At 72.3% G+C, this 26,058-nt stretch carries 23 protein-coding genes; 10 read left to right on the forward strand and 13 right to left on the reverse strand.

Translation table 11 applies throughout. The features are described from left to right. Positions 1-98: 98 nt before the first annotated feature. Both ACZ6WH_RS26490 and ACZ6WH_RS26495 read right to left on the reverse strand, forming a co-directional pair. Positions 99-1,379, reverse strand: coding sequence for a L,D-transpeptidase (locus ACZ6WH_RS26490; protein ID WP_432855663.1), 1,281 nt, complete (start codon positions 1,377-1,379; stop codon positions 99-101). A gap of 91 nt (positions 1,380-1,470) precedes the next feature. Beyond that, positions 1,471-2,658, reverse strand: a complete 1,188-nt coding sequence (locus ACZ6WH_RS26495) for a CaiB/BaiF CoA transferase family protein (protein WP_469731172.1) — start codon at positions 2,656-2,658, stop codon at positions 1,471-1,473. Positions 2,659-3,117: 459 nt separating this feature from the next. Here ACZ6WH_RS26495 and ACZ6WH_RS26500 point away from each other — a divergent pair, with 459 nt between their 5' ends. Further along, positions 3,118-3,441: a hypothetical protein gene (locus ACZ6WH_RS26500; protein WP_469731173.1), complete on the forward strand. Its 324-nt coding sequence runs from the start codon at positions 3,118-3,120 to the stop codon at positions 3,439-3,441. A 90-nt stretch (positions 3,442-3,531) separates the two neighbouring features. Here the strand turns inward: ACZ6WH_RS26500 and ACZ6WH_RS26505 are convergent, their stop codons facing one another. The 3 genes from ACZ6WH_RS26505 to ACZ6WH_RS26515 form a co-directional block, all read right to left on the reverse strand. After that, positions 3,532-4,134, reverse strand: coding sequence for a YIP1 family protein (locus ACZ6WH_RS26505; RefSeq protein WP_469731175.1), 603 nt, complete (start codon positions 4,132-4,134; stop codon positions 3,532-3,534). A 307-nt stretch (positions 4,135-4,441) separates the two neighbouring features. Next, entirely contained in the window at positions 4,442-5,566 is a 1,125-nt protein-coding gene (locus ACZ6WH_RS26510; RefSeq protein ID WP_469731177.1) for a P1 family peptidase, read from the reverse strand. 54 nt (positions 5,567-5,620) lie between these two features. Further along, positions 5,621-6,445 carry a L,D-transpeptidase family protein gene (locus ACZ6WH_RS26515; RefSeq protein ID WP_469731178.1) on the reverse strand — a complete coding sequence of 275 codons (825 nt, stop codon included), beginning with the start codon at positions 6,443-6,445 and terminating at the stop codon, positions 5,621-5,623. 347 nt (positions 6,446-6,792) lie between these two features. Between ACZ6WH_RS26515 and ACZ6WH_RS26520 the strand changes: the two genes are divergently transcribed. Continuing rightward, complete coding sequence (locus tag ACZ6WH_RS26520; RefSeq protein WP_469731180.1) at positions 6,793-7,338, forward strand: group III truncated hemoglobin; 546 nt, start codon at positions 6,793-6,795, stop codon at positions 7,336-7,338. A 91-nt stretch (positions 7,339-7,429) separates the two neighbouring features. Here the strand turns inward: ACZ6WH_RS26520 and ACZ6WH_RS26525 are convergent, their stop codons facing one another. Continuing rightward, positions 7,430-8,548, reverse strand: a complete 1,119-nt coding sequence (locus tag ACZ6WH_RS26525; protein WP_469731182.1) for a methyltransferase — start codon at positions 8,546-8,548, stop codon at positions 7,430-7,432. A 271-nt stretch (positions 8,549-8,819) separates the two neighbouring features. On the opposite strand from ACZ6WH_RS26525, the gene ACZ6WH_RS26530 reads away from it, so the two are divergent. Further along, a complete protein-coding gene (locus ACZ6WH_RS26530; protein ID WP_469731183.1) occupies positions 8,820-10,085 on the forward strand; it encodes an amidohydrolase in 1,266 nt (421 codons plus the stop codon). 224 nt (positions 10,086-10,309) lie between these two features. Then, positions 10,310-11,392: a MerR family transcriptional regulator gene (locus ACZ6WH_RS26535; RefSeq protein WP_469731184.1), complete on the forward strand. Its 1,083-nt coding sequence runs from the start codon at positions 10,310-10,312 to the stop codon at positions 11,390-11,392. An 18-nt stretch (positions 11,393-11,410) separates the two neighbouring features. Here the strand turns inward: ACZ6WH_RS26535 and ACZ6WH_RS26540 are convergent, their stop codons facing one another. Continuing rightward, entirely contained in the window at positions 11,411-12,673 is a 1,263-nt protein-coding gene (locus ACZ6WH_RS26540; protein WP_469731186.1) for an NAD(P)/FAD-dependent oxidoreductase, read from the reverse strand. A gap of 225 nt (positions 12,674-12,898) precedes the next feature. Here ACZ6WH_RS26540 and ACZ6WH_RS26545 point away from each other — a divergent pair, with 225 nt between their 5' ends. Both ACZ6WH_RS26545 and ACZ6WH_RS26550 read left to right on the forward strand, forming a co-directional pair. Next, positions 12,899-13,411 (forward strand): AMP-binding protein, encoded by a 513-nt coding sequence (locus ACZ6WH_RS26545; RefSeq protein ID WP_432855630.1) that lies wholly within the window; start codon positions 12,899-12,901, stop codon positions 13,409-13,411. A 20-nt stretch (positions 13,412-13,431) separates the two neighbouring features. Then, the gene (locus ACZ6WH_RS26550) at positions 13,432-13,647 is read left to right on the forward strand and encodes a hypothetical protein (RefSeq protein ID WP_469731188.1); all 216 of its coding nucleotides are present in this window, start codon (positions 13,432-13,434) and stop codon (positions 13,645-13,647) included. A gap of 93 nt (positions 13,648-13,740) precedes the next feature. On the opposite strand, the gene mscL is transcribed toward ACZ6WH_RS26550, so the two are convergent. From mscL to ACZ6WH_RS26575, 5 genes are all read right to left on the reverse strand, one after another. Further along, a complete protein-coding gene (mscL, locus tag ACZ6WH_RS26555) occupies positions 13,741-14,286 on the reverse strand; it encodes a large conductance mechanosensitive channel protein MscL (protein WP_432855625.1) in 546 nt (181 codons plus the stop codon). Between the two features lie 637 nt (positions 14,287-14,923). Continuing rightward, the gene (locus ACZ6WH_RS26560) at positions 14,924-15,757 is read right to left on the reverse strand and encodes an S-methyl-5'-thioadenosine phosphorylase (protein WP_469731190.1); all 834 of its coding nucleotides are present in this window, start codon (positions 15,755-15,757) and stop codon (positions 14,924-14,926) included. A 158-nt stretch (positions 15,758-15,915) separates the two neighbouring features. After that, positions 15,916-16,242, reverse strand: a complete 327-nt coding sequence (locus tag ACZ6WH_RS26565) for an FmdB family zinc ribbon protein (RefSeq protein ID WP_432855619.1) — start codon at positions 16,240-16,242, stop codon at positions 15,916-15,918. Between the two features lie 68 nt (positions 16,243-16,310). Next, entirely contained in the window at positions 16,311-17,531 is a 1,221-nt protein-coding gene (locus ACZ6WH_RS26570) for an MFS transporter (protein ID WP_469731398.1), read from the reverse strand. A gap of 439 nt (positions 17,532-17,970) precedes the next feature. Next, positions 17,971-19,476 carry a potassium/proton antiporter gene (locus tag ACZ6WH_RS26575; RefSeq protein ID WP_469731400.1) on the reverse strand — a complete coding sequence of 502 codons (1,506 nt, stop codon included), beginning with the start codon at positions 19,474-19,476 and terminating at the stop codon, positions 17,971-17,973. 189 nt (positions 19,477-19,665) lie between these two features. Here ACZ6WH_RS26575 and ACZ6WH_RS26580 point away from each other — a divergent pair, with 189 nt between their 5' ends. Then, entirely contained in the window at positions 19,666-22,374 is a 2,709-nt protein-coding gene (locus tag ACZ6WH_RS26580; protein WP_469731192.1) for a penicillin acylase family protein, read from the forward strand. Between the two features lie 93 nt (positions 22,375-22,467). Here ACZ6WH_RS26580 and ACZ6WH_RS26585 read toward each other — a convergent pair whose 3' ends face one another. Next, the gene (locus ACZ6WH_RS26585; protein WP_469731194.1) at positions 22,468-23,115 is read right to left on the reverse strand and encodes a 5-formyltetrahydrofolate cyclo-ligase; all 648 of its coding nucleotides are present in this window, start codon (positions 23,113-23,115) and stop codon (positions 22,468-22,470) included. Positions 23,116-23,171: 56 nt separating this feature from the next. Between ACZ6WH_RS26585 and galU the strand changes: the two genes are divergently transcribed. The 3 genes from galU to moaC all read left to right on the forward strand — a co-directional run bounded on the left by galU (position 23,172) and on the right by moaC (position 26,028). After that, positions 23,172-24,074, forward strand: a complete 903-nt coding sequence (galU, locus tag ACZ6WH_RS26590) for a UTP--glucose-1-phosphate uridylyltransferase GalU (protein WP_432855610.1) — start codon at positions 23,172-23,174, stop codon at positions 24,072-24,074. Positions 24,075-24,078: 4 nt separating this feature from the next. After that, positions 24,079-25,401 (forward strand): molybdotransferase-like divisome protein Glp, encoded by a 1,323-nt coding sequence (gene glp / locus ACZ6WH_RS26595; RefSeq protein WP_432855607.1) that lies wholly within the window; start codon positions 24,079-24,081, stop codon positions 25,399-25,401. A 114-nt stretch (positions 25,402-25,515) separates the two neighbouring features. Further along, on the forward strand, positions 25,516-26,028 hold the full coding sequence (gene moaC, locus ACZ6WH_RS26600; RefSeq protein ID WP_432855604.1) for a cyclic pyranopterin monophosphate synthase MoaC: 513 nt from the start codon (positions 25,516-25,518) through the stop codon (positions 26,026-26,028). Positions 26,029-26,058: the final 30 nt, after the last annotated feature.

Below are 26,058 nucleotides of genomic sequence, written 5' to 3' on the forward strand. Positions count from 1 at the left end.
GGCGGCCCGGCGCTCCCGCGCACGGCGCCGCCCCCGAAAACACACCACCCCGCTGCCAGTGCCCGGCAGCGGGGTGGTGTTCTTTCAGGTCAGCGCGGTCAGGCGGAGCTGCCGGCCTTCCACTGGTCCCACGACATGTTCCAGCCGTTGAGGCCGTTGTCGGGCTTGACCGTCTCGTCCTTGGAGTTCTTCACGACGACCACGTCACCGATGAGCGAGTTGTCGAAGAACCACTTGCCGGGGGTGTCGCCGTTGGCGCCCTTGGCGTCCCGCAGGCCCACGCAGCCGTGGCTGGTGCCCGCCTGGCCGAAGATCGAGGGCGCGCCCCAGTAGTTGCCGTGGATGAACGTGCCGGAGGCGGACAGCCGCATGGCGTGCGGCACGTCCTTGATGTCGTACTCGCCCTTGCCGTCCTTCTTGGTGAAGCCGACCGTGGAGCCGTCCATCCGGGTCTCCTTGAACTTCTCCGAGATCACCATCTGACCGTTGTAGGTCGGGTTCTCGGGGCTGCCGCCGGAGATCGGGATCTTCTTGAGGGTCTTGCCGTCCCGCTCGACCGTCATGGTCTGGGTGTTCATGTCGACGGTGGAGACCTGGGAGCGGCCGACGGTGAAGGTGACCGTCTTGTCCTGGACGCCGGTGACGCCGTTGGCGCCCTCCACGCCGTCCAGGTCGATCTTCATCGTGACCTTGGAGCCGGCCTTCCAGTAGTCCTGCGGGCGGAAGTCCAGGCGCTGGTTGCCGAACCAGTGGCCGACGACCTCCTGGCCGCTGCTGGACGTCACCGTGATGTGCGACTGCACGGCCTTCTGGTCGGTGATGGCCTTGTCGAAGTTGAAGGAGACCGGCATGCCCACGCCGACGGTCTTGCCGTCGTCCGGGGTGAAGGTGCCGATGAAGCTGTTGGCGGGCGAGACCGTGGTGAACGAGGAGTTCTCGGTCGCGGCGCGGCCCTCGGAGTCCTTGGCCTTCGCCGAGAGCTGGTACTTGGTACCGCGCTCCAGCTGTGCGTCCGGCTTCCAGCTCGCGCCGTCGCCGGATATGGAACCGTCGATCTTCTCGCCGGTGTCGGTCCTGGTGAGCGTCACCTCGGTCAGCTTGCCGCCGCTGACCTTGACGTTCGTGCCGTTGATGCTGGCTCCGTTGGAGCCGTCCTTCGCCGAGACCTTGATCTTGGCGTTCGAAGCGTCCTTGGCTGCCGCGGCGTCGGCCCCGGCCTGTCCGTCCTTGTTCCCGGCTCCGGTGGCGTCGCCACCGCAGGCGGTCATGGCCAGTGCGCCGGCCGCGAGCAGTGCGGCCGCCGCGAGGCCGCGCCGCAGCGAGCGCGCGGAGCGCGAATTGCGGGGCTGTGCGGGCGCGGCGTTGTCCGGCGTTGTCACGAGCTGCTCCAGGCAAGAGTGTTGGTCCACTGTTCTTAAACAGCGACTGTGAGCCGTTTTGGTTGCAGCTCTCCATATGTTGTGACGGATGTCACACGTGTGGGGGAAGTGGCTGGTCGGAAGGTCCGGCCAGCCACTCGCGGAGCTGCGTACCGTGTTCGTCCAGCCGCGGCGGCGCGGTGGGTTCGGCCACCGGCGTACGGGAGAGCCGCAGCGGGCTGCGTACCTGCGGTACCCGGTCGGCGCCGACCGGAACGACAGGATCAAGCCCCAGATCCGTCGCGAACTCGACGGCCTCGCTCAGGGTGTTGACGGGCCCGCACGGCACCGATACCGCGCTCAGCCGCGCGGTCCAGCCCCGCGGGGTGTCCGCGGCCAGCCGCCCCTCCAGCTCCTTGACCAGCTCCGAACGGTGCACCACCCGGTCCGGATTGGTCGCGAAGCGCGGATCGTCCGCCAGTTCCGGGGCGCCGAGCGCCGTGGCCAGCGCCCGGAACTGCCGGTCGTTGCCCACCGCGACGGCCAGCAGCCCGTCGCGGCAGGCCAGCGTCTCGTACGGCGCGATGCTCGGGTGCCGGTTGCCCATCGGGCCCGGGTCGCGGCCGGTGGCCAGGTGCCCCGACGCCTGGTTGACCAGCGAACCCAGCAGCGAGGACAGCAGGTTCACCTCGACGTGCTGGCCCTCGCCCGTACGGTCCCGGTGGCGCAGCGCCGCCAGGATCGCGGTCGTGGCGTCCTTCGCGGTCAGCACGTCCACCAGCGCCACGCCGGCCTTCAGGGGCGGCCCGCCGGGCTCGCCGGTGATGCTCATCAGCCCGCCGACCGCCTGCACCACGAAGTCGTAGCCGGGCAGGTGGGCGCCCTCGCCCGAGCCGAAGCCGGTGATCGAGCAGTGCACCAGGCCCGGGTTGGCGGCGAGCGAGGACACCGGGTCCAGGCCGTACTTGGCCAGCGCGCCGGGCCGGAAGTTCTCGATGAGGACGTCGGCCCTGGCCGTCAGTTCGCGGGCGGCCTCGGCGTCGTCCGGCGCGGAGAGGTCCAGGGCGAGGCCGTACTTGGAGCGGTTGGCGGCGTCGAAGTACGCGGCGGTGCCGTCGGCCGCGAACGGCGGGCCCCAGGACCGGGTGTCGTCGCCGGCGCCGGGCCGTTCCACCTTCACCACCCGGGCGCCCAGGTCGGCCAGGGTCGCGGCGGCCAGCGGCCCCGCCAGCACCCGGCTGAAGTCGGCGACGAGCACCCCGTCGAGCGGCTTCGGCAGGTCCGTACGATCCACGCGCACTCCTCCGTCGGGTTTTCGGCTTGTCCGGTGGTCCAGTTGTCGGGTGGGCCGGTTGTCCGGCTTTTCCGTACGGCTGGGCCGGTTGTCGTATCGAGTGAGTGGTGCGCCGCCATGCTCGCGGACGATCTTGGCCGGGCGGAACCCGCCGATGCGTCCAACGCGCCCCGCCGGACTCCACCGTGCAGGAGTGGTGCGGACATACCGGTGAAACGGGCGGAAGTCGGGGTGCCGCGCCGTGGCCCGCCGGATCATTGCGGAGGCGGCGCGGAACCGTGGCCGGATTCGTGCGGTGGCACCGGCGTTTCTTGAGGGGGGCACACCTGATGCGGTGGGATGAGGGATGGTTGTGGCGTGATGCGGGAAGGACCCTGAGTGATGCGGGAAGGTCCGGTAGTGGTGGGAGATGCATCACTTCAGGGCCTAAGTCCTATAAAAACCTGTCATAAGTACCGAGGCGTGGTGTCTACTGATCCGCGTCAGCCGCCGGGGCCCAGCGCGCCGGCGCCGCGCCCGTACGTCATGGAGGACCGGATGCTCCCCTCCGTCTCGACCCTGCAGCAGATCGGCCTGGCCGTCCTGTTGCTCGCGACGCTCGCCTGGGCCGTCGGACTGGTCAGAACCGTACGCAGGGACCGCCCCGCGCCCCAGCCGCCGGGCGCGGCGCAGCGGTTGCTGAAGGCCGTACCGCGGCAGGCCGTCCCGCCGTCGGAGAGCGTCGAGCTGACCGCGGCCGAGCGCGAGGCGTTCGCCGGCCTGGTGCGCGAGCTGACCCGGCGTCACTGAGACGGCCCGCACCGGCTGCCGCCGGATGAGGGCGGATGAGGGCCTGTCAGCTCCCGGGTGAGAGCCCGTCAGCCTGACGGCGTAGGGACGTCAGCCGACCGGGCCGAGCTTGAGCAGCGCCAGTGACGCCAGCATCTGGACCGCCACCGAGCACGCCGCGCGCAGCGTCGGCAGGTGGTGCTGGCCCCGGATGAGCAGTACCGCCAGCGCGCAACCGAAGCCCCAGGTCGTCAGCGCCACCGCCTGGGCGACGGGGTGCTGCTCGGGGAGGAGGAACGCCAGCAGCAGCCGCGGCAGATCCGTCACCCAGAACACCACGACGAACAGGCTGACCGTCGGGCGGAGCCGGCCGTTGCCGCCGAGCGTGCGGGCCATGGCGTGCGTGACCAGCCCCAGTCCGAGGCTGGCGACCAGCACGCCCGCCTCGGTGACGCCGGCGAGCTGCCACACCACCTCGCGCGGCCCGGTCCGCCACTGCGACCGGAACGACCCCGAGGCCAGCAGTCCGAGCGCGCCGCCGAGCAGCGTCAGGAGCACGGCAGCGCTGCACGCGCCGCGGTCGCGCGCCTCGTCCAGCACCTCCACGGGGCGGTACCACAGCCCCAGGACCAGCCGGTGCCACCACAGCCGGCGCCGGGTGGCGGGCTGCGCTGCGGGGGCCGGCTGGACGAGTGTGGGCGGCGGTATGGACATAAGGCCGTTTCTACCACCGGGATTCGCGCGGCGATCCGGCGGGAGCGGTGCGGCGCGGTACGCCGCCGTGCTGCCGAGTACGTCTCGGTGAGCACCCGGCGCGACGCCGAGAAGGCCGCGCTCGCGCTGCGGCGGGCGTCTGAGGGTGCGTGAGGAACCGGCGCTACGAGGGGCCTGATACGAGGGGCCTGAAAGGCTGTCACGAGACCGGCGCCACGAAAGGGGCCCGGAAGGCCGCCACAAGACCGTCGTCATGAGGGGGGCCTGAAAGGCTGCCACGAGAGGGTCTGAAAGGCGCTCAGGGCCCTCAGGGCGCCCCGTACAGATCGTCGTACGAGGGGAAGACCCCGCCCGGCCCGTCCACGCTCTCCGCGGCCAGCACGGCCTTCACGACGGCGCGGGTCAGCATGTCGGCGCCGGCGGCCAGGATCTCGTTGACCGCGCCGGCCTCCGCGTGCACGGCGAACGCCGGGTCGGCCGCCGCGCTCTCCGGCACCACCGGCCGGTCGCCGGTGGCCAGCGCGAAGACCGTGTCGCCGTCCGAGAGCAGGTGGACCGGGCGTACGGCGCGGGCCAGCCCGTCGTGGGCGGTGCCCGCCAGCTTCTGAGCCTGGGCGCGGGTGAGGGCGGCGTCCGTGGCGACGACGGCGAGGGTGGTGTTCAGCGGCGGGCGGGCCGACGCCGCCGAGCGGGCCGCCGACTCCGCGCGGGCCGCGGCCAGCCGCCGCACCGCCGCCGTGTGGTTCTCGGGGGCCGGCGGCCGCGCCCCGCCCTCGTACAGCCGCCCGTACAGCATCCCGGTCACCGGGTCGACCGGCGAGCCGGCGGCGTTGGCCACCGCCAGTACCGCGACCGTCACCCCGGAGGGCAGGACGACGCTCGCCGTGCCGACGCCGCCCTTCAGCCCGCCGGCCACCGCGCCCGTCCCCGCGCCCACGTTGCCCTGTGGCACCGCGGCGCCCGGAGCGGTACGGTGCGCCGCCTCGACGGCCGCACGGCCGAGCGCCGCGTCCGCGCGGGCCCGCCAGTCGCCGCCCCGCCCGAGGTCGAAGAGCGCGGCGGCCGGCACCACCGGCACCACCTGTGCGGGCTCCGGCCCCACCTGGAAGCCCCGCCCGCGGTCCTCCAGCCAGGCCGCCACGCCCGATGCCGCGTCCAGCCCGAAGGCGCTGCCGCCGGTCAGTACGACGGCGTCCACACGCTGCACCAGATTGCGCGGGTCCAGCGCGTCGGTCTCCCGGGTGCCGGGCCCGCCGCCCCGGACGTCGACGGCGGCGACCGCGCCGCCTTCGGGGGCGAGGACGACGGTCGTGCCGGTGAGGTACCCGTCCTCGGTGCGCTGCGCGTGCCCGACCCGGAGGCCCGGTACGTCCGTCAGCGCGTCACGGGGGCCGTGCGGGGTGCGGGACGGGGCGCCGGGTGCGTCAGCCATGCGTCATGCGTACCACGGGGTGCGCGGCGCGGGGCAGGCCGCGCCGGGCGGGGCTCAGCGGCCCGAGGGGCCCATCACGATGACCGGGTGCTTGGCCGGGTCCAGCGTGCGCAGCAGCTCGCGCATCTTGTCGGCCTTGAGGCTGACACAGCCCTGGGTCGGGCCGTCGTGGTCGACGTGCAGCCAGACGCCGCCGCCCTTGGCCGCGCCCTCGGGACGCCGTGTGTCCAGCGGCGAGGAGCCCGGGACGCGGTTGTAGTCGATCGCGATCACGTAGTCGAACGCGCCGGCCAGCGGCTCGCCCTCCACACCGGATCCGTTGGCCACGAAGGAGGAGTTGTGGTCGTACGGCAGCTTCGTGCCGCGCGGCGGAGCCAGCTTGCCGCCCGCGTCGCTGAGCGAGAACACGCCCTCGGGGGAGCGCAGGTCGCCGTAGTGGTGGTCCTTCGTCCAGCCCTTGGCGGCGTTGTGCGCCGGCCAGGCGTCGCCGGCGGACCACTTCTCGGAGTCCTTGGCGCGGGTGTAGAGCGTGACGGTGGAGTCGTGGGAGTCGGTGTCCTCGCCCGTGACGACCAGGACCTGCTGGGACTTGGCCGGAATGCGGTCCCGCATCGACGCGTCGAGCCCGGGGATGTGGCCCGGCTCGGAACGGACGGGGGAGCCCTGCTTGAGCCCGGTCGGCCGCTGCTTCGACGACGTGCCGGCGGTGGGACTGTCCTGTGCCGTGACGGAGGTCCCGTCGGCGCGGTGATCGTCCCCCGAGGCGGGCCAGGCGCACAGCGCGGTGCCCACCAGCACCACCACGGCCGCACCACCGGCGGCCTTGCCGCGTCGGGACAGGCGTATTCGCTCACTGGGCTGGGCGTGCCGGCCTGCCATGGTGTGACAACTCCTCGCGCGACGGCGCTTGCTGGGCATAAAAAGGGGCAATACGTACCCTACCCTTCCCGGGGCGCGCTCAGTCTCCCCGGGCCCTTGCTTCCACCTGATCCGCACATCATGCCCTGAGGCGCTCGATGCCCCAGGGACGCGGACATCCCCCGGCGTGCGACGGACAGTTGGCGCGCGTACTGTACGGCGGCCCGGGCGGTCGCTGCCTCCATGACACCGGGGGATGACCGGATCCGGCCCCCTGGAACCCCCGCTTTTCTGCTCCGGATGAGCCACGGCTGCGGGTGGGGCACCATGGACAGGGGGGAGCGCGGAGAAGCGGCAGGAGCGAGGACGTGACCGACACACCCATGCCCGCACCCCGGCCCGAGGGACCGGCGGGCGACCTCCCGGAGGAGCGCGCGGACATCGCGGGCCGCCCGGACCTCGACCGGCTGCTGCGCCGCTTCTACACCGCCGCCTTCGCCGACCCGTTGATCGGCCCGCACTTCTCCGAGGTCGCGGGCACCGACCTGACCGCCCACCTGCCGGTGATCACCGACTTCTGGGAGCGGGCGCTGTTCCGCACCGCCGATCACCGCCGCGATGTCTTCGGGGTGCACGCCGGGCTGCACCGCGCCCGGCCGCTGACCGCCGCGCACTTCGGGCGCTGGGTCCAGCTGTGGCGGGCCACGGTGGACGGCCTGCACGCCGGGCCGCGCGCCGAGCGCGCCAAGAGCCAGGGCGAGCGGCTGGCGGTCTCGATGCTGCGCAGCCTGTACGGGCGGGCCGCGGACACCGGCGGCGGCCCCGGCGGCTTCATACCGCTGGCCGCCCTGCGGCTGCAGGGACCGGGGGCGGGCGTACCGGGCCGGGCCGTACCGGGGGCGGCGACGCCGTGACGGGGGCGGCGACGGCGGTGACGGGTCCGGTGCCGCCGTAATCGGGTCGGGCGGTTGCCCGTGAGCCCCGTGAGCCGCGTGGGCCGGCCGGTCAGGGCCGCGGGGCGCTTGCCGCGGCGCCCGTCCCGCCCGTCGCCCGGGGTGCCGTCCGCGCCGCCGGCACCGACTCCACGATCGAGGGGAAGGCGGGCGTGGACAGCACGCGCGTCAGCCGGAAGTCCGCCGCCGACAGCAGCGTGGCGTACTCCTCGGCGGTCCGCTCCCTGCCCTCGACGACCGCCATCATCGCCACGTCCATCGCCTTCCCGTAGTGCGGCGCGTTGCCCGGCGGCAGTACGGAGTCCACGATCAGCAGCCGGCCGTGCGCCGGCACCGCGTCCCGGACCCGCCGCAGGATGTCCACGCACGCCGCGTCCGACCAGTCGTGCAGCACGTGCTTGAGCACGTACACATCGCCGCCCTCCGGCACGGACGCGAAGAAGTCGCCCGTCTCGGTGCGCCAGCGGCCCGCCAGTTCCGGCACGTCCAGCACGTGCCGGGCGATCGCCGGCTCCTGGTCGTGGAGCACAACGGAGACCGAGGGGTGCAGCTCCAGGACGGCACGCAGCAGCCCGCCCCGCCCGCCCCCGACATCGACGACCGTGCTGCCCTCGGGGAACGGGTAGCTCTCCGCGACCGGCCCGTCCACCGGCCCGGACAGGGACGCCATCCCCGTGTCGAACAGCTCCCGCGTCCCGGGATCGGCGGCCAGGAACTCGAAGAGCGGCGCCCCGAAGATCCGGTCGAAGGACGGCCCGGCGGTCCGTACGGTCTCCGCCAGCGCCGCCGAGGACCGCCGGAACGTCTCGTCGGTCATCATCAGCACCGCGTCCCGCAGGGAGTGCGGCACATCGGAACGGAGCGGCCGCGCGCCCGGCGTCAGATGGAAGGCCCCGGTCGCGTCCTCGCGGAAGACGTCCCGGGTGGCGAGGTAGCGCAGCAGGCGCCGCAGGTGGGGAGCGTGCGTGCCGGTGGCCTCGGCGAGCTGCTCGACCGTACGCGGCCCCTCCGCGAGGTGGTCGGCGACGCGGTACTGCACGGCGGTGCGCAGCGCGGCGGAGAACAGATGCCCCAGTGCGTGCTCGATCAGAAAGGCGACCGGGTCCTCCGGCACCCTGCCGTCGGCGGGGTTCGCCGGACGGCCGGCGAGCGGGGCCGTGGGCGGGGCCATGGGCCGCTCCGTGGACCGGCCGGCTGAAGATGTGGTCAACGTCCGCCTCCCGTCACTCACATGAACCGGGCTGAGTCGTCCCGTATCGAGGGTCCACCGTGGCAGCGCCGGGCCCGCCTGTCACCGGCGCCTCCCGAACACCCTGCGAACTCCGGCCACCCACGGCCTCCCACGGCCTCGTCACCGCGGGTCGCGGCAGTGACGCGCGGCACCCGCCGGACGCGCCGCGTCCGCTGTCCCGGTATGGCCCTTCCGTGATCGAATACGGCACATGAGCGATCGCGCGCGAGAGATGGTCCTGGCCCCGCTCGACGCCCGCATGGCGGACCTCGAAGCCCTCTACGAAGATCTCCACCGGCACCCGGAACTGTCCTTCCAGGAGACCCGCACCGCCGCCGAGGTCGCCCGGCGCCTGAAGGCCGACGGCTTCGACGTGCTCACCGGCATCGGCCGCACCGGCGTGGTGGGCGTCCTGCGCAACGGCGACGGACCGACGGTCCTGCTGCGCGCCGACATGGACGCGCTCCCCGTGACCGAGCAGACCGGGCTGCCGTACGCCTCCACCCACGACGGCGTCATGCACGCCTGCGGCCATGACGTCCACGTCACCTGCCTGATCGGCGCCGCCGGGCTGCTCGCCGCCGGACGCGACCACTGGTCCGGCACCCTCGTCGCGCTCTTCCAGCCCGCCGAGGAGGACGGCGGCGGCGCCCAGAAGATGATCGACGACGGTCTCTACGACAGGGTCCCGGTGCCGGACGTGGTCTACGCCCAGCACGTCGCGCCGCTGGGCGCGGGCCTGATCGCGTACCACGACGGCGCCTGCATGGCCGCCGCCGACAGCCTGCGGATCACCTTCCACGGCACCGGCGGCCACGGCTCCCGCCCCGAGACCACCGTCGACCCGATCCTGATGGCCGCGGCCTTCGTGCAGCGCGTGCAGTCCGTCGTCGCCCGCGAGACCGCGCCGCGGGAACAGGCCGTCGTCACCGTCGGCTCCTTCCACGCGGGCGACGCCCCGAACGTCATCCCCGACCACGCCACCGTCCAGCTCAGCATCCGCACCTTCGACGAGGAGGTGCGTGCCCGCGTGCTGGCCGCCGTCGACCGCATCGCCCACGCCGAGGCCGCGGCGTCCGGCGCGGCGCACGCCCCGGAGACCGAGACCATCGCCGGTTTCCCCGTCACCCGCAACGACTCCGACGCGCTGCGCGAGGTCAACGCGGCCTTCGCCGGGCTCTTCGGCGAGCAGGCGCTGTTCCCGTACGACCCGGCCTCCGGCAGCGAGGACGCGGGCGTGCTCGCGACCGCGGCGGATGCCCCGCTGTACTACTGGTGGCTCGGCGGCTGGGACCCGGTCGCCTTCCGCAAGGCCCTGGAGGCGGGCCGGATCTCCCAGGACATCCCGTCCAACCACTCCGCCCGGTTCGCCCCCGTCCAGCAGCCCACCCTGACGATGGGCACCCGCGCCCTGGTGGCGGCCGCCCTGACCGGTCTGGGAGGGAAGCGGCGGGGGACTGAGGCCGGAGAGGCCTGAGGCCTGGGGACTGAGGCCGGTTGCCGGTTGACGTCTGCCGGCTGTCGGGGGCCGCTGCGTCAGGTCTCCGGGGGCGTTCCCGTGGGGGTGCTCCGGTTGCCGCGTTGACCTTGCCCCTGGGGCAGAGCCCAGCCTCGGTCGTGGAAGGCGGCCGGGCGGGCCAAGACCCCGCACGGCCACGGCTATGGCTGCGGCCATGACGGCGCACGGGGGAGGGGCGACGGATGGTGGCGGACGGTCTGCTGACGATCGGGGCGTTCGCACGGGCCTCCCGGCTGTCCCCGAAGGCGCTGCGGCTCTACGACGAGCTGGGCCTGCTGCGCCCGGCCCGCGTCGACCCGTTCAACGGCTACCGCTTCTACGCCCGGGACCAGCTCGAACGGGCCCGCTTGGTGGCGTGGCTGCGCCGCCTGGGCATGCCGCTGGCCCGCATCCGGACGGTGTGCGACCTGGCCCCCGCCGAGGCCGCCGCGGAGATCGCGAGGTACTGGACGGGCGTCGAGGCGGACACCGCGGCCCGACGTGACCTGGCCGCCTTCCTCATCGACCAACTACGAGGAAGGGACCCGACCATGACCCACGGGACGATCACCGGCATCCGCTATGCGGCCCTTTCGGACGCCGGACTGGTACGGGAAGGCAATCAGGACACGGCGTACGCGGACAGCCGCCTGCTCGCGGTCGCCGACGGCTTCGGCGCGGACGGCGCGGCGGCCGGCAGCGCCGCCATCGAGGCGCTGCGGGGCCTGGGCGACGCCCCGGCCCCGCTGCCCGGCGACATCCTCAACACCCTCAGCGAGGCGGTCGGGCGCGCCAACCGTGCCGTCGCGGAGCGGAGCGCGGGCGAGGACAGCGGCACCACCCTCACCGCGATGCTGTGGACCGGCTCCCGGCTGGCGCTGGTGCACGTCGGGGACTCCCGCGCCTACCTGTTCCGCGACGGCGGCTTCTTCCGCATCACGCACGACCACACCCTCGTCCAGTCCCTCGTCGACGAGGGCCGCCTCACCCCGGAGGAGGTGTCGGCGCACCCGCAGCGGTCCCTGCTGCTGCGGGCGCTGAACGGCCGGGACGACGAGGTCCCCGTCGCGGACCTGAAGCTGCACGACGCCCGGCCCGGCGACCGTTACCTCCTCTGCTCGGACGGTCTGTACGGCGTGGTCCGGGACGCCGACCTGCGCGGCGTCCTGGCCTCCGGGGGCACGCCCGAACAGGCCGTACGCGACCTGATCGGGCTCGCCCGCGCGGCCGGGGCCCCGGACAACGTCAGCTGCGTCGTCGCGGACACGCTCCCGGCCGCGGAGTGACCGCCGGGGGCGACGGGGTCAGGCCAGGCCCTTGAGCATCCCGTGCCAGTAGAACTGCGGCAGTCCGTACCGCTTGAGGAACCACATGTCCGTCCGCTCCTTCGTCGTGTCCAGGAACGGCACCGAAGGAGCGGGCTTCAGCTCGTAGTCGAACTCGGCCAGCAGCATCTTGTGGCGCGCGGTGACCAGCGGGCAGGACGTGTACCCGTCGTACCGGGCCCGGAGCGGCCGGCCGCGCAGCGAGTCCCGGAGGTTGGCGACCAGCACCGGGGCCTGTTTGCGTACCGCCGCGCCGGTCTTGGACGTCGGGAGGTTCGCCACGTCCCCGAGCGCGAACACCTCGGGGTGGTCCGGGTGCTGCAGCGTCGCCGGATCGGCCTTCACGTAACCGAAGGGCGAGTCAGGATCGGCCAGCGGTCCGCCGGCTATCCACTCGGGGGCCGCCTGCGGCGGCACGGCGTGCAGCAGGTCGTAGGAGATCGTCTCCTTGTCGCCGGTCGCGTGGTTCACGATCACGGCCTCGCGCGCCGCGCCGTCCACGGACACCATCTCCGACCGCAGCCGTACCTCGATGCCGTACCGCAGGGCCACGTCCTCCAGCACCCGGCCGAACTCCGGCACCTTGAACATCGCCGTCTCGGGCAGCACGAGCACGATCCGTATCCGGTCCAGCACGCCGCGCTTGCGCCAGTGGTCGGCCGCCAGGTACGCGATCTTCTGCGGCGCGCCGCCGCACTTCACCGGCCCGGCCGGCATCGTGAACACTGCCGTGCCGCTCTTCATGCCACGGATCAGCTCCCACGTGAGCGGCGCCAGTTCCGGGACGTAATTGCTGGTCACGCCATCGTGGCCGAGGGCCTGCGCGAGGCCGGGCACGCCGTCGGGGTCCAGCCGCAGCCCCGGCGCGAGGACCAGCCGGTCGTACGACACGGTCCGGCCCGACGCCGTGCCGACCGTACGGGCCGCCGGGTCGACGGACACCGCCGACTCCCGCAGCCAGTGCACGCCGGCGGGCATGACCTCGGCCTCGGTGCGTAACGACGCCCGCAGCGGCGCCTGGCCGCCGCCGACCAGCGTCCACAGCGGCTGGTACCAGTGCGTGCCGGAGGGCTCCAGCACCGCCACGTCCGGCGCTCCGGCCCGCCGCAGCCGTGCGGCCACGGTGATGCCGGCGGTGCCGCCACCGACGATGACGATGCCGTGGTGGACCCGGGAGCGGTCCCCGGACGAGGCCCCGGACGGGGACGAGGGCCCGTGCGGCTGGTGGGGTGAGGTGGACATCTGCGCCTCCTGAGTCGGTGAGCGGTGTGCACCGCCGGACCGGGACCGGAAGCCCGCCCGGCGGGTTGCCCACAGGCTCTCAGGGGCAGGGTGGGAGGGCGAGGCCACACCAGGACGCTCCGCGCCGGCTCGGGGCGCCGGTACCGGGGGGCTCCGCAAGGTCGATGGCAGAGGCATCCATCGCACGTTCAATGAACGTTGATCCACGGCCGCCACGCTGGCCACATGTTGCGCCGCGTACCCTCCGAGCCCGCTGACCGGGGCCTCGCCCCGCAAGCGATGAAGGTCGCCCTGAGCTGGACCGGTGAGCCGGGCCGCTTCGACGAGCTGACCCACGAGCAGCTCATCGACCAGTCCGTACGGGCCGCCGCCGCCCTGGCCCGCTCCGGCATCCGCACCGGCGACCGGGTGGCCGTCCATCTGCCCCTGGTCCCCGAATCGGTGATCGTCACGCTGGCCTGCGGCCGGATCGACGCGGTGCGCAGCACCCTGCCCGTGTCGATGCGGGCCCCCGAACTCGCCGAGCGGCTCAGGAGCTCCGGGGCGAAGGTCGTGATCACCGCCGACGCCGGCTTCTGGGACGGCGCCGTGCGCCCGGTGAAGTCCGTGCTGGACCGGGCCCTGGCGCGCGGCGGCACGGACGTACGGACGGTGCTCGTCGTGAGCCGCTGCCCGCGCCCCGTCGCCTGGCAGCCGGGCCGCGACCGCTGGTGGCACGAGGCCCTCACGGCCGACTGAACCGGTCGTACCCTGGAGGGGTGAGTGAGACAGCGGACGCCGCGACCGAGAACGAGGACCGCCCGAGCGCGGGCGAGAGCCGGCCGGGGGCTGCCGCGTTGATCTTCGATGATCCGCTGGACCAGCAGTCGTCCGACGACACGGACCGGGGCTGGGGCGAGCGTCCCCGGCCGGGTGGCGGAAGCGCCGCCGACCTGGCGCGCTTCCTGGACGAGAAGCCGCCCCACCACCTCTGACGGCTCCGCCGAGCGGTGCCGGAGGCTCTCCGGAGCCGCCGCTTACGCGGCTGTCCGGAGAGCCGTGTCCGTGGCGTGGAACGGCCGTACGCGTCAGTTCTGCGACGTGTCCGTGGAGACCGACTTCTCCGTGGAGACGGGGCCCGAGGCGGGGCCGGGGATCGCGCCCGCGCCGGTGACCGGCTCCGAGCCGTTCCGCTGGCTGACCAGCGCGTCGCGGATCTGCACCAGCAGCTCGACCTCGGTCGGGTCCACCGGACCCTCCTCGACCGGGTTCTTGGCCTCCTGACGCGCCTTCCACTTGTTCATCGGAAGGATCATGAGGAAGTAGACGACCGCGGCGGTGATCAGGAACGTCAGCGCGGCGCTGAGCACCGAGCCCCAGAGGATGTAGATCCCGTCGGTGAACTCGCCGGTCTTCGGGTCCGGGCTGCACGTGGAGCTCAGGCAGGTCTTGTAGTGGTCCAGGTTCTGCGACCCGAGCGCACCGATGATCGGGTTGATGACGCCCTTGACCACGGCGTTCACGATGTTGGTGAACGCGGCTCCGACCACGACGGCAACCGCAAGCTCGACCACGTTGCCGCGCAGCAGGAATTCCTTGAATCCCTGCAGGACGCCGCTCTTCTCGTCGCTCACCTGACAGCCTCTTTCCACACGTACTACGGACGCCGCGCCCGTCCGGGGCGTCGGCACAACTTACGAAACGGCGGGACACGGCCGCCCAAGCGGTCACAACGGACCGGCGGTTGGACGGAGCGTGAGTACGGGTCAGCATGGCGTTACCGCCGTACGGGGCGAAATCGCCACATCGCGACATCGCGTGGCTGCCCCACCGTTCTTCACAGTTTTGCTTGCCATGTGCGTATCGGCCAGTAGAACGGAATGGCCGAAACCGCCCTCGGCGCGGGTTTCGCCGACCGGTGAGGTGATCGCCAGGGCGGCCGCGATGGCCGCCAGGCCAGCGAAAACGGCGTACCGCCGGGTTTTCGGCAGGGGTGCACGCCGGCGTCGCGCACCGCTGATGCGGAATGGCTCGAAGTGTGGAACCTCACACAACGGGGGTGTGGGCAGCGGGGGGTTGGTGTATGGGGAAGGCGTCATTTCGGTCACCGCCGGAGAAAGGGGATCACGCGTCCGGCGTCGGTGCGCCGGGCCGTCGGACGGGATCACCCTGACCGAAATCGTCGGAGGCCGTCGGGGCCTGTGGACGGGCGGGGCCGCTACCCGCCGGTTGTGGACATCCCCGTCACCCGCGGGGGGTGGGCGCCTGCCGTCAGGGCAGCTCGATCCCCAGCTCCAGGTCGCCGTGGGCGGCGGCGCAGTCGCAGCCGCGCGCCGTGCCCGCCGGCAGTGCGGCCACCGCGTCGAAGAGGACCTCGCGCAGCCGGCCGACGTTCTCCGCGAAGACCCGCAGCACCTCCTCGTGGGAGACGCCCGTACCCGCCTCGGCGCCCGCGTCCAGGTCCGTGACCAGGGCCAGCGAGGTGTAGCAGAGGCCCAGTTCGCGGGCCAGGACGGCTTCGGGGTGGCCCGTCATGCCGACCACCGACCAGCCCTGCGCGGCATGCCAGCGGGACTCCGCTCGCGTCGAGAACCGCGGGCCCTCGATGACCACGAGCGTGCCGCCGTCGACCGGTTCCCAGCCGCGCCCGCGTGCCGCGTCGGCGGCGACCCGGCGGCCGGCAGGACAGTACGGATCGGCGAAGGCGGTGTGCACCACGTTCGGCATGCTGCCGTCCGGGAGCGGCACCCCGTCGAAGTACGTCTGCGTACGGGACTTCGTGCGGTCCACGATCTGGTCCGGTACGAGGAGCGTGCCGGGCCCGAACTCCGGGCGCAGGCCGCCGACCGCGCACGGGCCCAGGACCTGGCGGACGCCGGCCGCGCGCAGTGCCCACAGATTGGCGCGGTAGTTGATGCGGTGCGGCGGGAGGTGGTGGCCGCGGCCGTGCCGGGGCAGGAAGGCGACCTGCCGGCCGGCGACCTCCCCGAGGAAGAGCGAGTCGCTGGGCGGCCCGTACGGGGTCTCGACCGTGACCTCGGTCACCTCGTCGAGGAAGGAGTAGAAGCCCGAACCGCCGATTACACCGATCTCCGCATCCGCCATGGCGGCCACACTAGCCGCGCCTTCCCGCCGTGGGGGCGGGGCGCGGATGACGAAGTGATGACGTGTGGCGGCGGGTGCGGACCGGGCGCGCGGAGCCGGCCACTCATGCCTGAGGCCCCGCCGGTCTCAGGGCCGGCGGGGCCTCAGGGGGAGAGCTGTCAGGCGGCGGAGCTGCTGCTCGACGTGGTCGAGGCGGAGCTGCTGCCGGAGGTGGTCGAGGAGGAGCTCGACGACTTGCTGTCGGAGCCGCTCGACGAGGAGGACGAGCTCGACGTCGAGGCCGACGCCGGGCTGCTGCTCGAAGAGGAGCCGCGGCTGTCGTTCCGGTAGAAGCCGGAGCCCTTGAAGACGATGCCGACCGCCGAGAAGACCTTCTTCAGACGGCCCTGGCAGTTCGGGCACTCGGTGAGTGCGTCGTCGGTGAACTTCTGGACGGCCTCAAGGCCGTCGCCGCACTCGGTGCACTGGTACTGGTAGGTCGGCACTAGTCTTCCTCCTGGCACTCTCACTCAATGAGTGCTAACGACGATCCATAGTGCAGTATTCCGGCGCGTCAGTCCACTGTGACCGGCACACGGTGACCGACTCCACGCGCCGCGACCCGTCCCTTACCGGGCGGAACCAGGCGTCCGCGCAGCCCCGCGAGCACCAGAAAGGCCAGCGCCGTACCGGTCAGCGGCACGAAGAAGCCGGCGCTGGGCCCGAAGCGGTCCGCGAGCTGTCCCGCGGTCGTGGCGGCCGCCGCCTGTCCCAGCGCCACCGCGCCGGTCAGCCAGGTGAACGCCTCCGTACGGGCCGAGGCCGGCACCAGGGACTCGACCAGCGTGTAGCCGGTGATCAGGGCCGGGGCGATGCACAGGCCGACCACCAGGCCGGTCGCGCCCAGCAGCGGAACCGCGGAGAGCGCCCACAGCGGAGTGGTGGCCAGCGCCAGCAGCCCGTAGGCGACCAGCAGCCGGCGGCGCGGGCCGGTCTTCCAGGCGATCGCGCCGCAGGCGATGCCCGCGGTCATGTTGCCCGCCGCGAAGATGCCGTACAGCACGCCGTTGATGCCCGGCTGCCCGATGGACTCCGTGAAGGCCGTCAGCGAGACCTGCATGCCGCCGAAGACCGAGCCGATGCCGAGGAAGACGGCGATGAGCACCCGCACGCCGGGCACGGAGAGGGCCGAGGCGCGCGTCTCGCCGGGCTGCCGCGTGCGGTGCGCGGCCGGCTGGCTGCGGTGCTGCGACGCGAAGAGCAGGCCGCCGGCCAGCGTCAGCACGGCCTCGGCGATCAGGCCGGCAGCCGGGTGGACGCTCGTGCACAGGGCGGTGGCCAGCACCGGGCCCACCACGAAGGTGAACTCGTCGGTCACGGACTCGAAGGCCGCCGCGGTGGACATCAGAGGGCTGTCGCTCAGCCGCGCCGCCCATCGTGCGCGCACCATCGGCCCCACCTGAGGCGTCGAGGCGCCCGTGGGCACCGCGACGGCCAACAGTGCCCACAGCGGCGCGTGCAGCAGGGCCAGGGTGATCAGGGCCGCCACGGAGACCGAGTGCACGGCGACTCCGGGGAGCAGCACGGCGCGCTGCCCGAAGCGGTCGGCGAGCTTGCCGCTCTGCGGGGCGAACAGGGCCATGGAGATACCGGTCGCGGCGGAGACCGCGCCCGCGGTGCCGAAGGAGCCGGTGGTGTGCTGGACCAGCAGGACGATGCCGATGGTGAGCATCGCGAAGGGCTGCCGGGCCAGGAAGCCGGGCAGGACGAACGCCCAGGCTCCCGGGGTGCGCAGGAGCTGTCCGTATCCGGGGCGCTTGCCGGAGGGGTTCCCCGCAGGAGCACTGCCGGTGGTCGCCGGCTCGTCCTGGACGGTTGCTGCGTTCTGGACCGTGGATGCCACGGCCGGGCCTTTCCGCCGCCTGGTGACGCGCTCGTGAGGTCATCACGGGGAACGCGCCGAGAGCTGTCCTCTCGCGCTGGACCGAGTGATACCGGGTCCGCACCTGAGAGGTGGCTGCGTCACGCAGGGGACCGCGGCCGCCGAGCGGTCGCGCCAGCTCTGCATCAGGCAGAGTGGGTGTCGTGCATTGCCCTCACATACTACAGGCGAGAGGGTGCCGCAGCCTGCGATCCCATTGGTGAGATGTGTCCCACACCTGGGAACGTCCGGGCAGCGCCCATCCCTTGAGGGCGAGAGCTCCGGCCGCCTCGGAGGGGCGGCCCGCGCCCCCTCATCGCCGGGGTGCCGACGCCCCGCTCGTCCCCAGCCAGCCCGCCAGCTTGCCGCCCTGGGAGACCGCCTGGAGGCGCCGCTCGGCGGCGTCCCGCACCGGGTCGGTGGCGACGACCAGGAGCTCGTCGCCGCGCCGCAGGACGGTCGTGGGGGACGGTACGAAGCTCGTGCCGTCCCGGACCACCAGGGTGACCGCGGAGCCGGCCGGCAGCCGCAGCTCGGCGATCTCCACGCCGTGCATCCGCGACTTGGGGCCGATCGCGGTGGACAGGAGATGGCCGCGCAGCCGCTCCAGGGGCGCGGACTCGATGCCGAGGTCGGCGGCCTCCTCCTTGTCGCCGATCCGCAGCCGCCGGGCCAGCCAGGGCAGCGTCGGCCCCTGCACGAGGGTGTAGACGACCACGAGGACGAAAACGATGTTGAAGACACGTTCACTCTCGGGGACCTTGCCGACCATCGGGATCGTCGCCAGCACGATGGGTACGGCGCCGCGCAGCCCCGCCCACGAGAGCAGCGTCTGCTCGCGCCACGCCATATGGAAGGGCCGCAGGGTGAGCACTACGGAGAGCGGGCGGGCGACCAGCGTCAGTATCAGCCCGATGACGATCGCGGGCAGGATGTCGTCGCCCAGGTTGTGCGGCGTGACGAGCAGGCCGAGCAGGATGAACATGCCGATCTGGCCGAGCCAGCCCAGCCCCTCGGCGAAGCCCCGAGTGGCGGCGGAGTGCGGCAGCTTGGAGTTCCCGAGCACCATCGACGCCAGGTAGACCGCGAGGAAGCCGGAGCCGTGCGCGAGGGCGCCCGCTGCGTACGCGGAGACGGCGATGGCCATGACGGCGATCGGGTACAGGCCGGAGGCGGGCAGCGCCACGTGCCGCATGCCGAACGCGCCGAGCCAGCCGATCGCCAGGCCGATCGCGGCGCCGATGGCCAGCTCCAGGGCGATCTCGCCGATGAGGACGTACCAGTGCTCGACCGGGCCCGCGGTGGAGAACGCGACGACCAGGATGACCACGGGGGCGTCGTTGAAGCCCGATTCGGCCTCCAGGACGCCCGTGAGGCGGGCCGGCAGCGGCACGCTGCGCAGCACCGAGAAGACCGCCGCGGCGTCGGTGGAGGAGACCACAGCGCCGATGAGGAGCGCCTGCCGCCACTCCAGCCCGACCAGATAGTGCGCACCGGCCGCGGTGACCCCCACGCTCACCGCGACACCGAGGGTGGAGAGCAACGCCGCCTGGGGCAGCGCCGGTCTGATCTCTTTCCACTTCGTGCCGAGACCGCCTTCGGCCAGGATCACCACAAGTGCGGCATAGCCGAGGATCTGCGTCAGTTCGGCATTGCTGAAGCGGACTCCGATGCCGTCCGCCCCTATGGCGACGCCGATCCCCAGGTAGATGAGCAGGCTGGGGAGCCCGCTGCGCGAGGAGATCCGTACGGCCGCCACGGCGATGAGCAGCACGAAGGAGCAGACCAGCAGGAGTTCGTTGAGGCGGTCGACAGTCAGGGGCCGGGTCCTTCCAGGTTGCTGTCCGGGCGGAGGCCCGGATTTTACTTACTATATCTAGTTACTGACCCTAACAATTTACCATTGCTTGAATGTCGGGGCCGTTGGTGGTGACTCCGCGTAGGGGTCGCCGATCCGGTGCGCCTATGGTTGCTCCAGCACTCCCACCCTGCCCCTCGAAGGACAGAGATGCCCGCCAACAAGTCCGGCCCCGCTCCGAAGAAAAAGGGGCGGCGCGCCCGCCTCGTCGTCATCTTGGTCGTGCTTCTGCTCGTGGCGGGCGTCGGCTACGGGACGTTCTGGGGCGTGAGCACCGTCCGCGCCTCCTATCCGGAGACCACCGGGTCCCTGAAGATGCCGGGCCTCTCCAGCCCGGTGGACGTCATGCGGGACGGCAACGGCATCCCGCAGATCTACGCCGACACCGATGAGGACCTCTTCCGCGCCCAGGGCTACGTCCAGGCCCAGGACCGCTTCTGGGAGATGGACGTGCGGCGCCACATGACGTCCGGCCGCCTCTCCGAGATGTTCGGCAAGAGCCAGGTGAAGACCGACTCGTTCCTGCGCACCCTCGGCTGGCACGAGACCGCGCAGAAGGAGTACGACACCAAGCTGTCGGACAGCACGAAGAAGTACCTCGACGCCTACTCCGCAGGAGTCAACGCCTACCTGGAGGACCACGAGGGCTCGGCGCTCTCCCTCGAATACGCGGCGCTCGGCCTGCAGAACGACTACAAGCCCGGCAAGTGGAAGCCGGCCGACTCGGTGGCCTGGCTCAAGGCCATGGCCTGGGACCTGCGCGGCAACATGCAGGAAGAGATCGACCGGTCCCTGATGACGAGCCGCTTCTCCCAGAAGCAGATCGCCGAGCTCTACCCGTCGTACCCGTACGACCGCAACAAGCCGATCGTGCAGGGCGGCGCCGTCGACCCGGCGACCAAGGAGTTCGACCCCGAGGCCACCGCGAGCGGCACCCAGTCCGCGGCCGGCGCCGCCGGGGCCCTTCAGAGCCGGCTCTCCTCGCTCTCGAAGACGCTCGACGACGTGCCCGCGCTGCTCGGCCCGAACGGCAACGGCATCGGGTCCAACTCCTGGGTGGTCTCCGGCAAGCACACCACCACCGGCAAGCCACTGCTGGCCAACGACCCGCACCTGGCGCCCCAGATGCCCTCGCTCTGGTACCAGATGGGCCTGCACTGCCGATCACAGAGTCCGAACTGCAACTACGACGTCTCCGGCTTCACGTTCTCCGGCATGCCGGGCGTGGTCATCGGTCACAACCAGGACATCTCCTGGGGCATGACCAACCTCGGGGCCGACGTCTCCGACCTGTACCTGGAGAAGGTCAGCGAGAACGGCTACCTCTACGACGACCGTGAGGTGCCCTTCACGACCCGCAAGGAGACCATCAAGGTCGCCGGCGGCTCCGACCGGACGATCACCGTGCGGTCGACCAACAACGGGCCCGTGGTCTCCGACCGCGACGACGAGCTGGCCAAGGTCGGCAAGGATGCCCCGGTGGGCAACTCCGCGCCCGACCGCGGCGACGGCTACGCCATCTCCCTGAAGTGGACCGCGCTCAGTCCCGGCCGCTCCATGGACGCCGTGTTCGAGATGAACCGGGCGTCGGACTGGAACGGGTTCCGCAAGGCGGCGCGCAACTTCGAGGTGCCGTCCCAGAACCTGATCTACGCCGACACCAAGGGCAACATCGGCTACCAGGCGCCGGGCCGCATCCCCGTGCGCGGCAAGGGCGACGGCTCGCTGCCCGCGCCGGGCTGGGACCCCGCCTACAAGTGGGACGGCTACATCCCGCAGTCCGCGCTGCCCTGGGAGCTCAACCCCAAGAGCGGCTACATCGTCACCGCCAACCAGGCCGTGATCGACCAGGACAAGTACCCGTACCTGCTCACCAGGGACTGGGGCTACGGGGCGCGCAGCCAGCGGATCGACGACCTGATCAAGTCGAAGATCAAGGACGGCGGCAAGATCTCCACGCACGACATGCAGACCATGCAGCTGGACAACAGCAGCGAGATCGCCGAACTGCTCACGCCGTACCTGCTGAAGCTCGACGTCAAGGACAAGTACGTCCGCGAGGCGCAGCAGCTCCTGGAGGGCTGGAACTACACCCAGGAGTCCGACTCGGCGGCGGCCGCGTACTTCAACGCGGTCTGGCGCAACACCCTCAAGTTGGCCTTCGGCGACAAGATGCCCAAGGAGCTGCGTGTCGACGGCCAGTGCCTGACGGTCCACCCGGCGAACTCCACCGGCCCGGCCGACGACCTGCAGAAGTGGGTCCGCGAATGCGGTGAGCGCGCCAAGGACTCCGCCCAGCCCGACGGCGGCGACCGCTGGTTCGAGGTCGTACGGAAGATCCTCAACGACCCGGAGAACGACTGGTGGAAGACCGAGGACCGGCCCGGCCGCCCCGGTGACAAGAACCGCGACCAGCTCCTCGCGCACGCCATGCAGGACGCGCGTTACGAGCTGACCGCGAAGCTCGGCAAGAACATCAACACCTGGAGCTGGGGCCGCCTGCACCAGCTGACGCTGAAGAACCAGACCCTCGGTACGGACGGTCCCGGCATGCTGCAGGGTCTGTTCAACCGCGGTCCCTGGAACCTCGGCGGCGGCGAGGCGGCCGTGGACGCCACCGGCTGGAACGCGGCCGGCGGCTACCAGGTCGTCTGGGTGCCCTCGATGCGGATGGTCGTCAACCTCTCCGACCTCGACAAGTCGCGGTGGATCAACCTCACCGGCGCCTCGGGGCACGCGTACAACGCCCACTACGACGACCAGACCGGCAAGTGGGTCAAGGGCGAACTGCTGCCCTGGGCCTTCTCCGAGAAGGCCGTCAAGGCAGCGGCGAAGGACACGCTGACGCTGTCCCCGTGACGCCGCCGCCGGCGTGCCGCGCCGGCCGTACGAAACCGGCCGCCGGGCCGTCCCGAGAACATCGGGGCGGCCCGGCGGGCGTCGTTCCGGACCTCAGTGGCCGTGGTTCCGGCCCTCCGCGGGCGCCGCCGTGAAGCGGTGCACCCCCGACGGCGTCACCGCCGCCTGTACCGGCCGGTCGTGCGCCTCGGCCGGCACCTCCGCCAGCACCTCGCCGTCGTACAGCAGCACCACCAGCGCCGGCGTGGCACCGGCGCGTTCCAGCCGGGCCAGCACCCGGTCGTAACTGCCGCCCCCGCGGCCGAGACGCAGCCCCCGCCGGTCCACCGCGAGACCGGGCAGAAGCACCGCCTCCGCCTCCGTGACGGCCTCCGGGCCGAGCCGGGGCCCCGCCGGCTCCAGCAGCCCCCGTCCGGCCTTCACGAGCCGCTCAGGGCCCTCGTACGCCGCCCAGTCCAGGTCGTTGTCGGGCAGCAGGACCGGCAGCAGCACGCGCACGCCGGTCTCCCGCAGCCGGTCGAGCAGCGCGCGGGTGGACGGCTCCCGGCCGACGGACACGTACGCCGCGACCGTCCGGGCCTCCGCCAACTCGTCGAGCTGCAGTGCCCGCTCGGACAGAACCGATCCGGTCGCCGACACGTCATCCCTAGGAAACGAGTTCCTCACCTCGATGAGGTCTTGTCGCAACGCGCGCTTTCTAGCGTCATTCGTGGTCACTGTGCGCCCTTGCTCCACTCTCATGCGCTTTTTACCGGACCATCATGAAGCGTCACATAGCTCCGGTTATCGTGTGGCGCATGACTGAATCGCGTACTCGGATCCGTAAGGCTGTCATCCCGGCGGCCGGTCTCGGCACCCGCTTCCTGCCCGCCACCAAGGCGACCCCGAAGGAAATGCTGCCGGTCGTCGACAAGCCAGCCATCCAGTACGTGGTGGAGGAAGCCGTCACCGCGGGGCTCTCCGACGTCCTGATGGTCACCGGCCGCAACAAGCGCCCGCTGGAGGACCACTTCGACCGCAACTACGAGCTCGAAGAGGCGCTGAGCCGCAAGGGCGACCAGTCGCGGCTCGCCCGCGTACAGGAGTCCAGCGACCTGGCGACGATGCACTACGTGCGCCAGGGCGACCCGCGCGGTCTGGGCCACGCGGTGCTGTGCGCCGCGCCGCACGTGGGCGACCAGCCCTTCGCCGTCCTCCTGGGCGACGACCTGATCGACCCCCGGGACCCGCTGCTGCAGCGCATGGTCCAGGTCCAGGAGGAGCACGGCGGTTCCGTCATCGCCCTCATGGAGGTCGACCCCGCCCAGATCGGCCTCTACGGATGCGCGGCCGCGACGCCCACCGGCGAGGACGACGTCGTCACCGTCTCCGACCTGGTCGAGAAGCCGGACCCGGCCGACGCGCCCAGCAACCTCGCCATCATCGGCCGCTACGTGCTCGACCCCGCCGTCTTCGAGGTGCTGCGCAAGACCGAGCCGGGCCGCGGCGGAGAGATCCAGCTGACCGACGCCCTTCAGGCGCTCGCCGCCGACCCCTCGATCGGCGGCCCCGTGCACGGCGTCGTCTTCAAGGGACGCCGCTATGACACCGGTGACCGTGGCGACTACCTGCGTGCCATTGTCAGACTGGCATGCGAACGTGAGGACCTGGGCCCGGACTTCAAGGCCTGGCTGCGCAGTTACGTCACCGAGGAGATGTAGGGCTTTGAGCGGGAGCGGCACCACCGACCGGACCAGCCACCACGACCGCGTCTGGTCGGTGGCCGACCACATGGACGACGTCCTCTCCAAGATCCGCCCGCTGGAGCCGATCGAGCTCCAGCTGCTGGACGCCCAGGGCTGCGTCCTGGTCGAGGACGTCACCGTGCCCGTCGCGCTGCCGCCCTTCGACAACAGCTCCATGGACGGTTACGCGGTGCGCGTCGCCGACGTCGCGGGGGCGACCGAGGAGTTCCCCGCCGCGCTCACCGTCGTCGGTGACGTAGCGGCAGGCAGCGGCGACCTGCCCACCGTCGGGCCCGGCGAGGCCGCCCGCATCATGACCGGCGCCCCGCTGCCCCCGGGGGCCGAGGCCGTCGTCCCCGTGGAGTGGACCGACGGCGGCACGGGCGGCGGCCCCGCCGCCACGATGCGCGCCCACAGCGCCGACCCCGCGGGCGCGAGCGGCGAGGTCCGGGTGCACCGCCCCGTGGAGGCGCGCGCCCATGTGCGCGCCCGGGGCAGCGACGTCACCGCGGGCGAGCCCGCGCTCGCCGCCGGCACGGTCCTCGGGCCGCCGCAGATCGCCCTGCTCGCCGCCATCGGCCGCGGCACCGTCAAGGTACGGCCGCGCCCCCGCGTCGTGGTCATGGGCACCGGCAGCGAGCTGGTCCAGCCCGGCGAGCCGCTCGGTCCCGGCCAGATCCACGATTCGAACAGCTTCGCGCTGACCGCGGCCGCCCGGGACGCCGGTGCCATCGCGTACCGGGTCGGCGCGGTCGCCGACGACGCCGAGACGCTGCGCGCCGCCATCGAGGACCAGCTCATCCGCGCCGACATCGTCGTCACCAGCGGCGGCGTCAGCGTCGGCGCGTACGACGTGGTCAAGGAGACGCTGGCGGACCTCTCCGGCGAGGAGGGCAGCGTGGAGTTCCGGCGGCTCGCCATGCAGCCGGGCAAGCCGCAGGGCTTTGGGCTCATCGGCCCCGACCGCACCCCGCTGCTGGCGCTCCCCGGCAATCCGGTCAGCTCCTACGTGTCCTTCGAACTGTTCGTGCGCCCCGCCATCCGCACCCTGATGGGCCTGCAGGACGTGCACCGCTTCACCGAGCGGGTCCGGTGCACCGAGGACATCACCTCTTCCCCGAAGGGCAAGCGGCAGTTCCTGCGCGGCCGCCACGACCCGGTGTCCGGCACGGTCACCCCCGTCGGCGGCGCGGGCTCGCACCTCATCAAGGCGCTCGCGCACGCCAACTGCCTGATCGCGGTCCCCGAGGACGTCACGGAGGTCGCCGCGGGCGACGAGGTGGACGTGCTCCTGCTCGGCTAGCGCACCGGTCCGGATCGGCCGTGTCCCCGTAGCGCCCGGCTGCCGGGGTGGCGGCCGCCCCCTGCGGGTACGGTGTCGTCGCACAGGCGCGGCACGGTCCGGACCGGGAGAACGATGAGCAGCGGTCAGCAACACCTCACCCACATCGACGCGGCGGGCGCGGCCCGCATGGTCGACGTATCCGAGAAGGACGTCACGGCGCGCGTCGCCCGCGCCAGCGGCCGGGTCCTCGTCGCGCCGCGCGTCGTCGAACTGCTGCGCGGTGAGGGTGTCCCGAAGGGCGACGCCCTCGCCACGGCCCGCATCGCGGGCATCATGGGCGCCAAGCGCACCCCCGACCTGATCCCGCTCTGCCACCCGCTCGCCGTCTCCGGTGTGAAGGTCGACCTCTCGGTGGCCGACGACGCGGTGGAGATCCTGGCCACGGTGAAGACCACCGACCGCACCGGCGTGGAGATGGAGGCGCTGACCGCCGTCACGGTCGCCGCGCTGACGGTGATCGACATGGTCAAGGCCGTCGACAAGGGCGCCGTCATCACCGACGTACGGGTGGAGGAGAAGAGCGGCGGCAAGTCGGGCCTCTGGACGCGCGAGGGCGCGGCCGGCCGTACGGAGGCGGGCGCGTGAGCGCGCACACGGACCCGGCAGGCCCGTCGC

It is taken from the genome of Streptomyces sp. NPDC050806 (genome assembly GCF_055586425.1).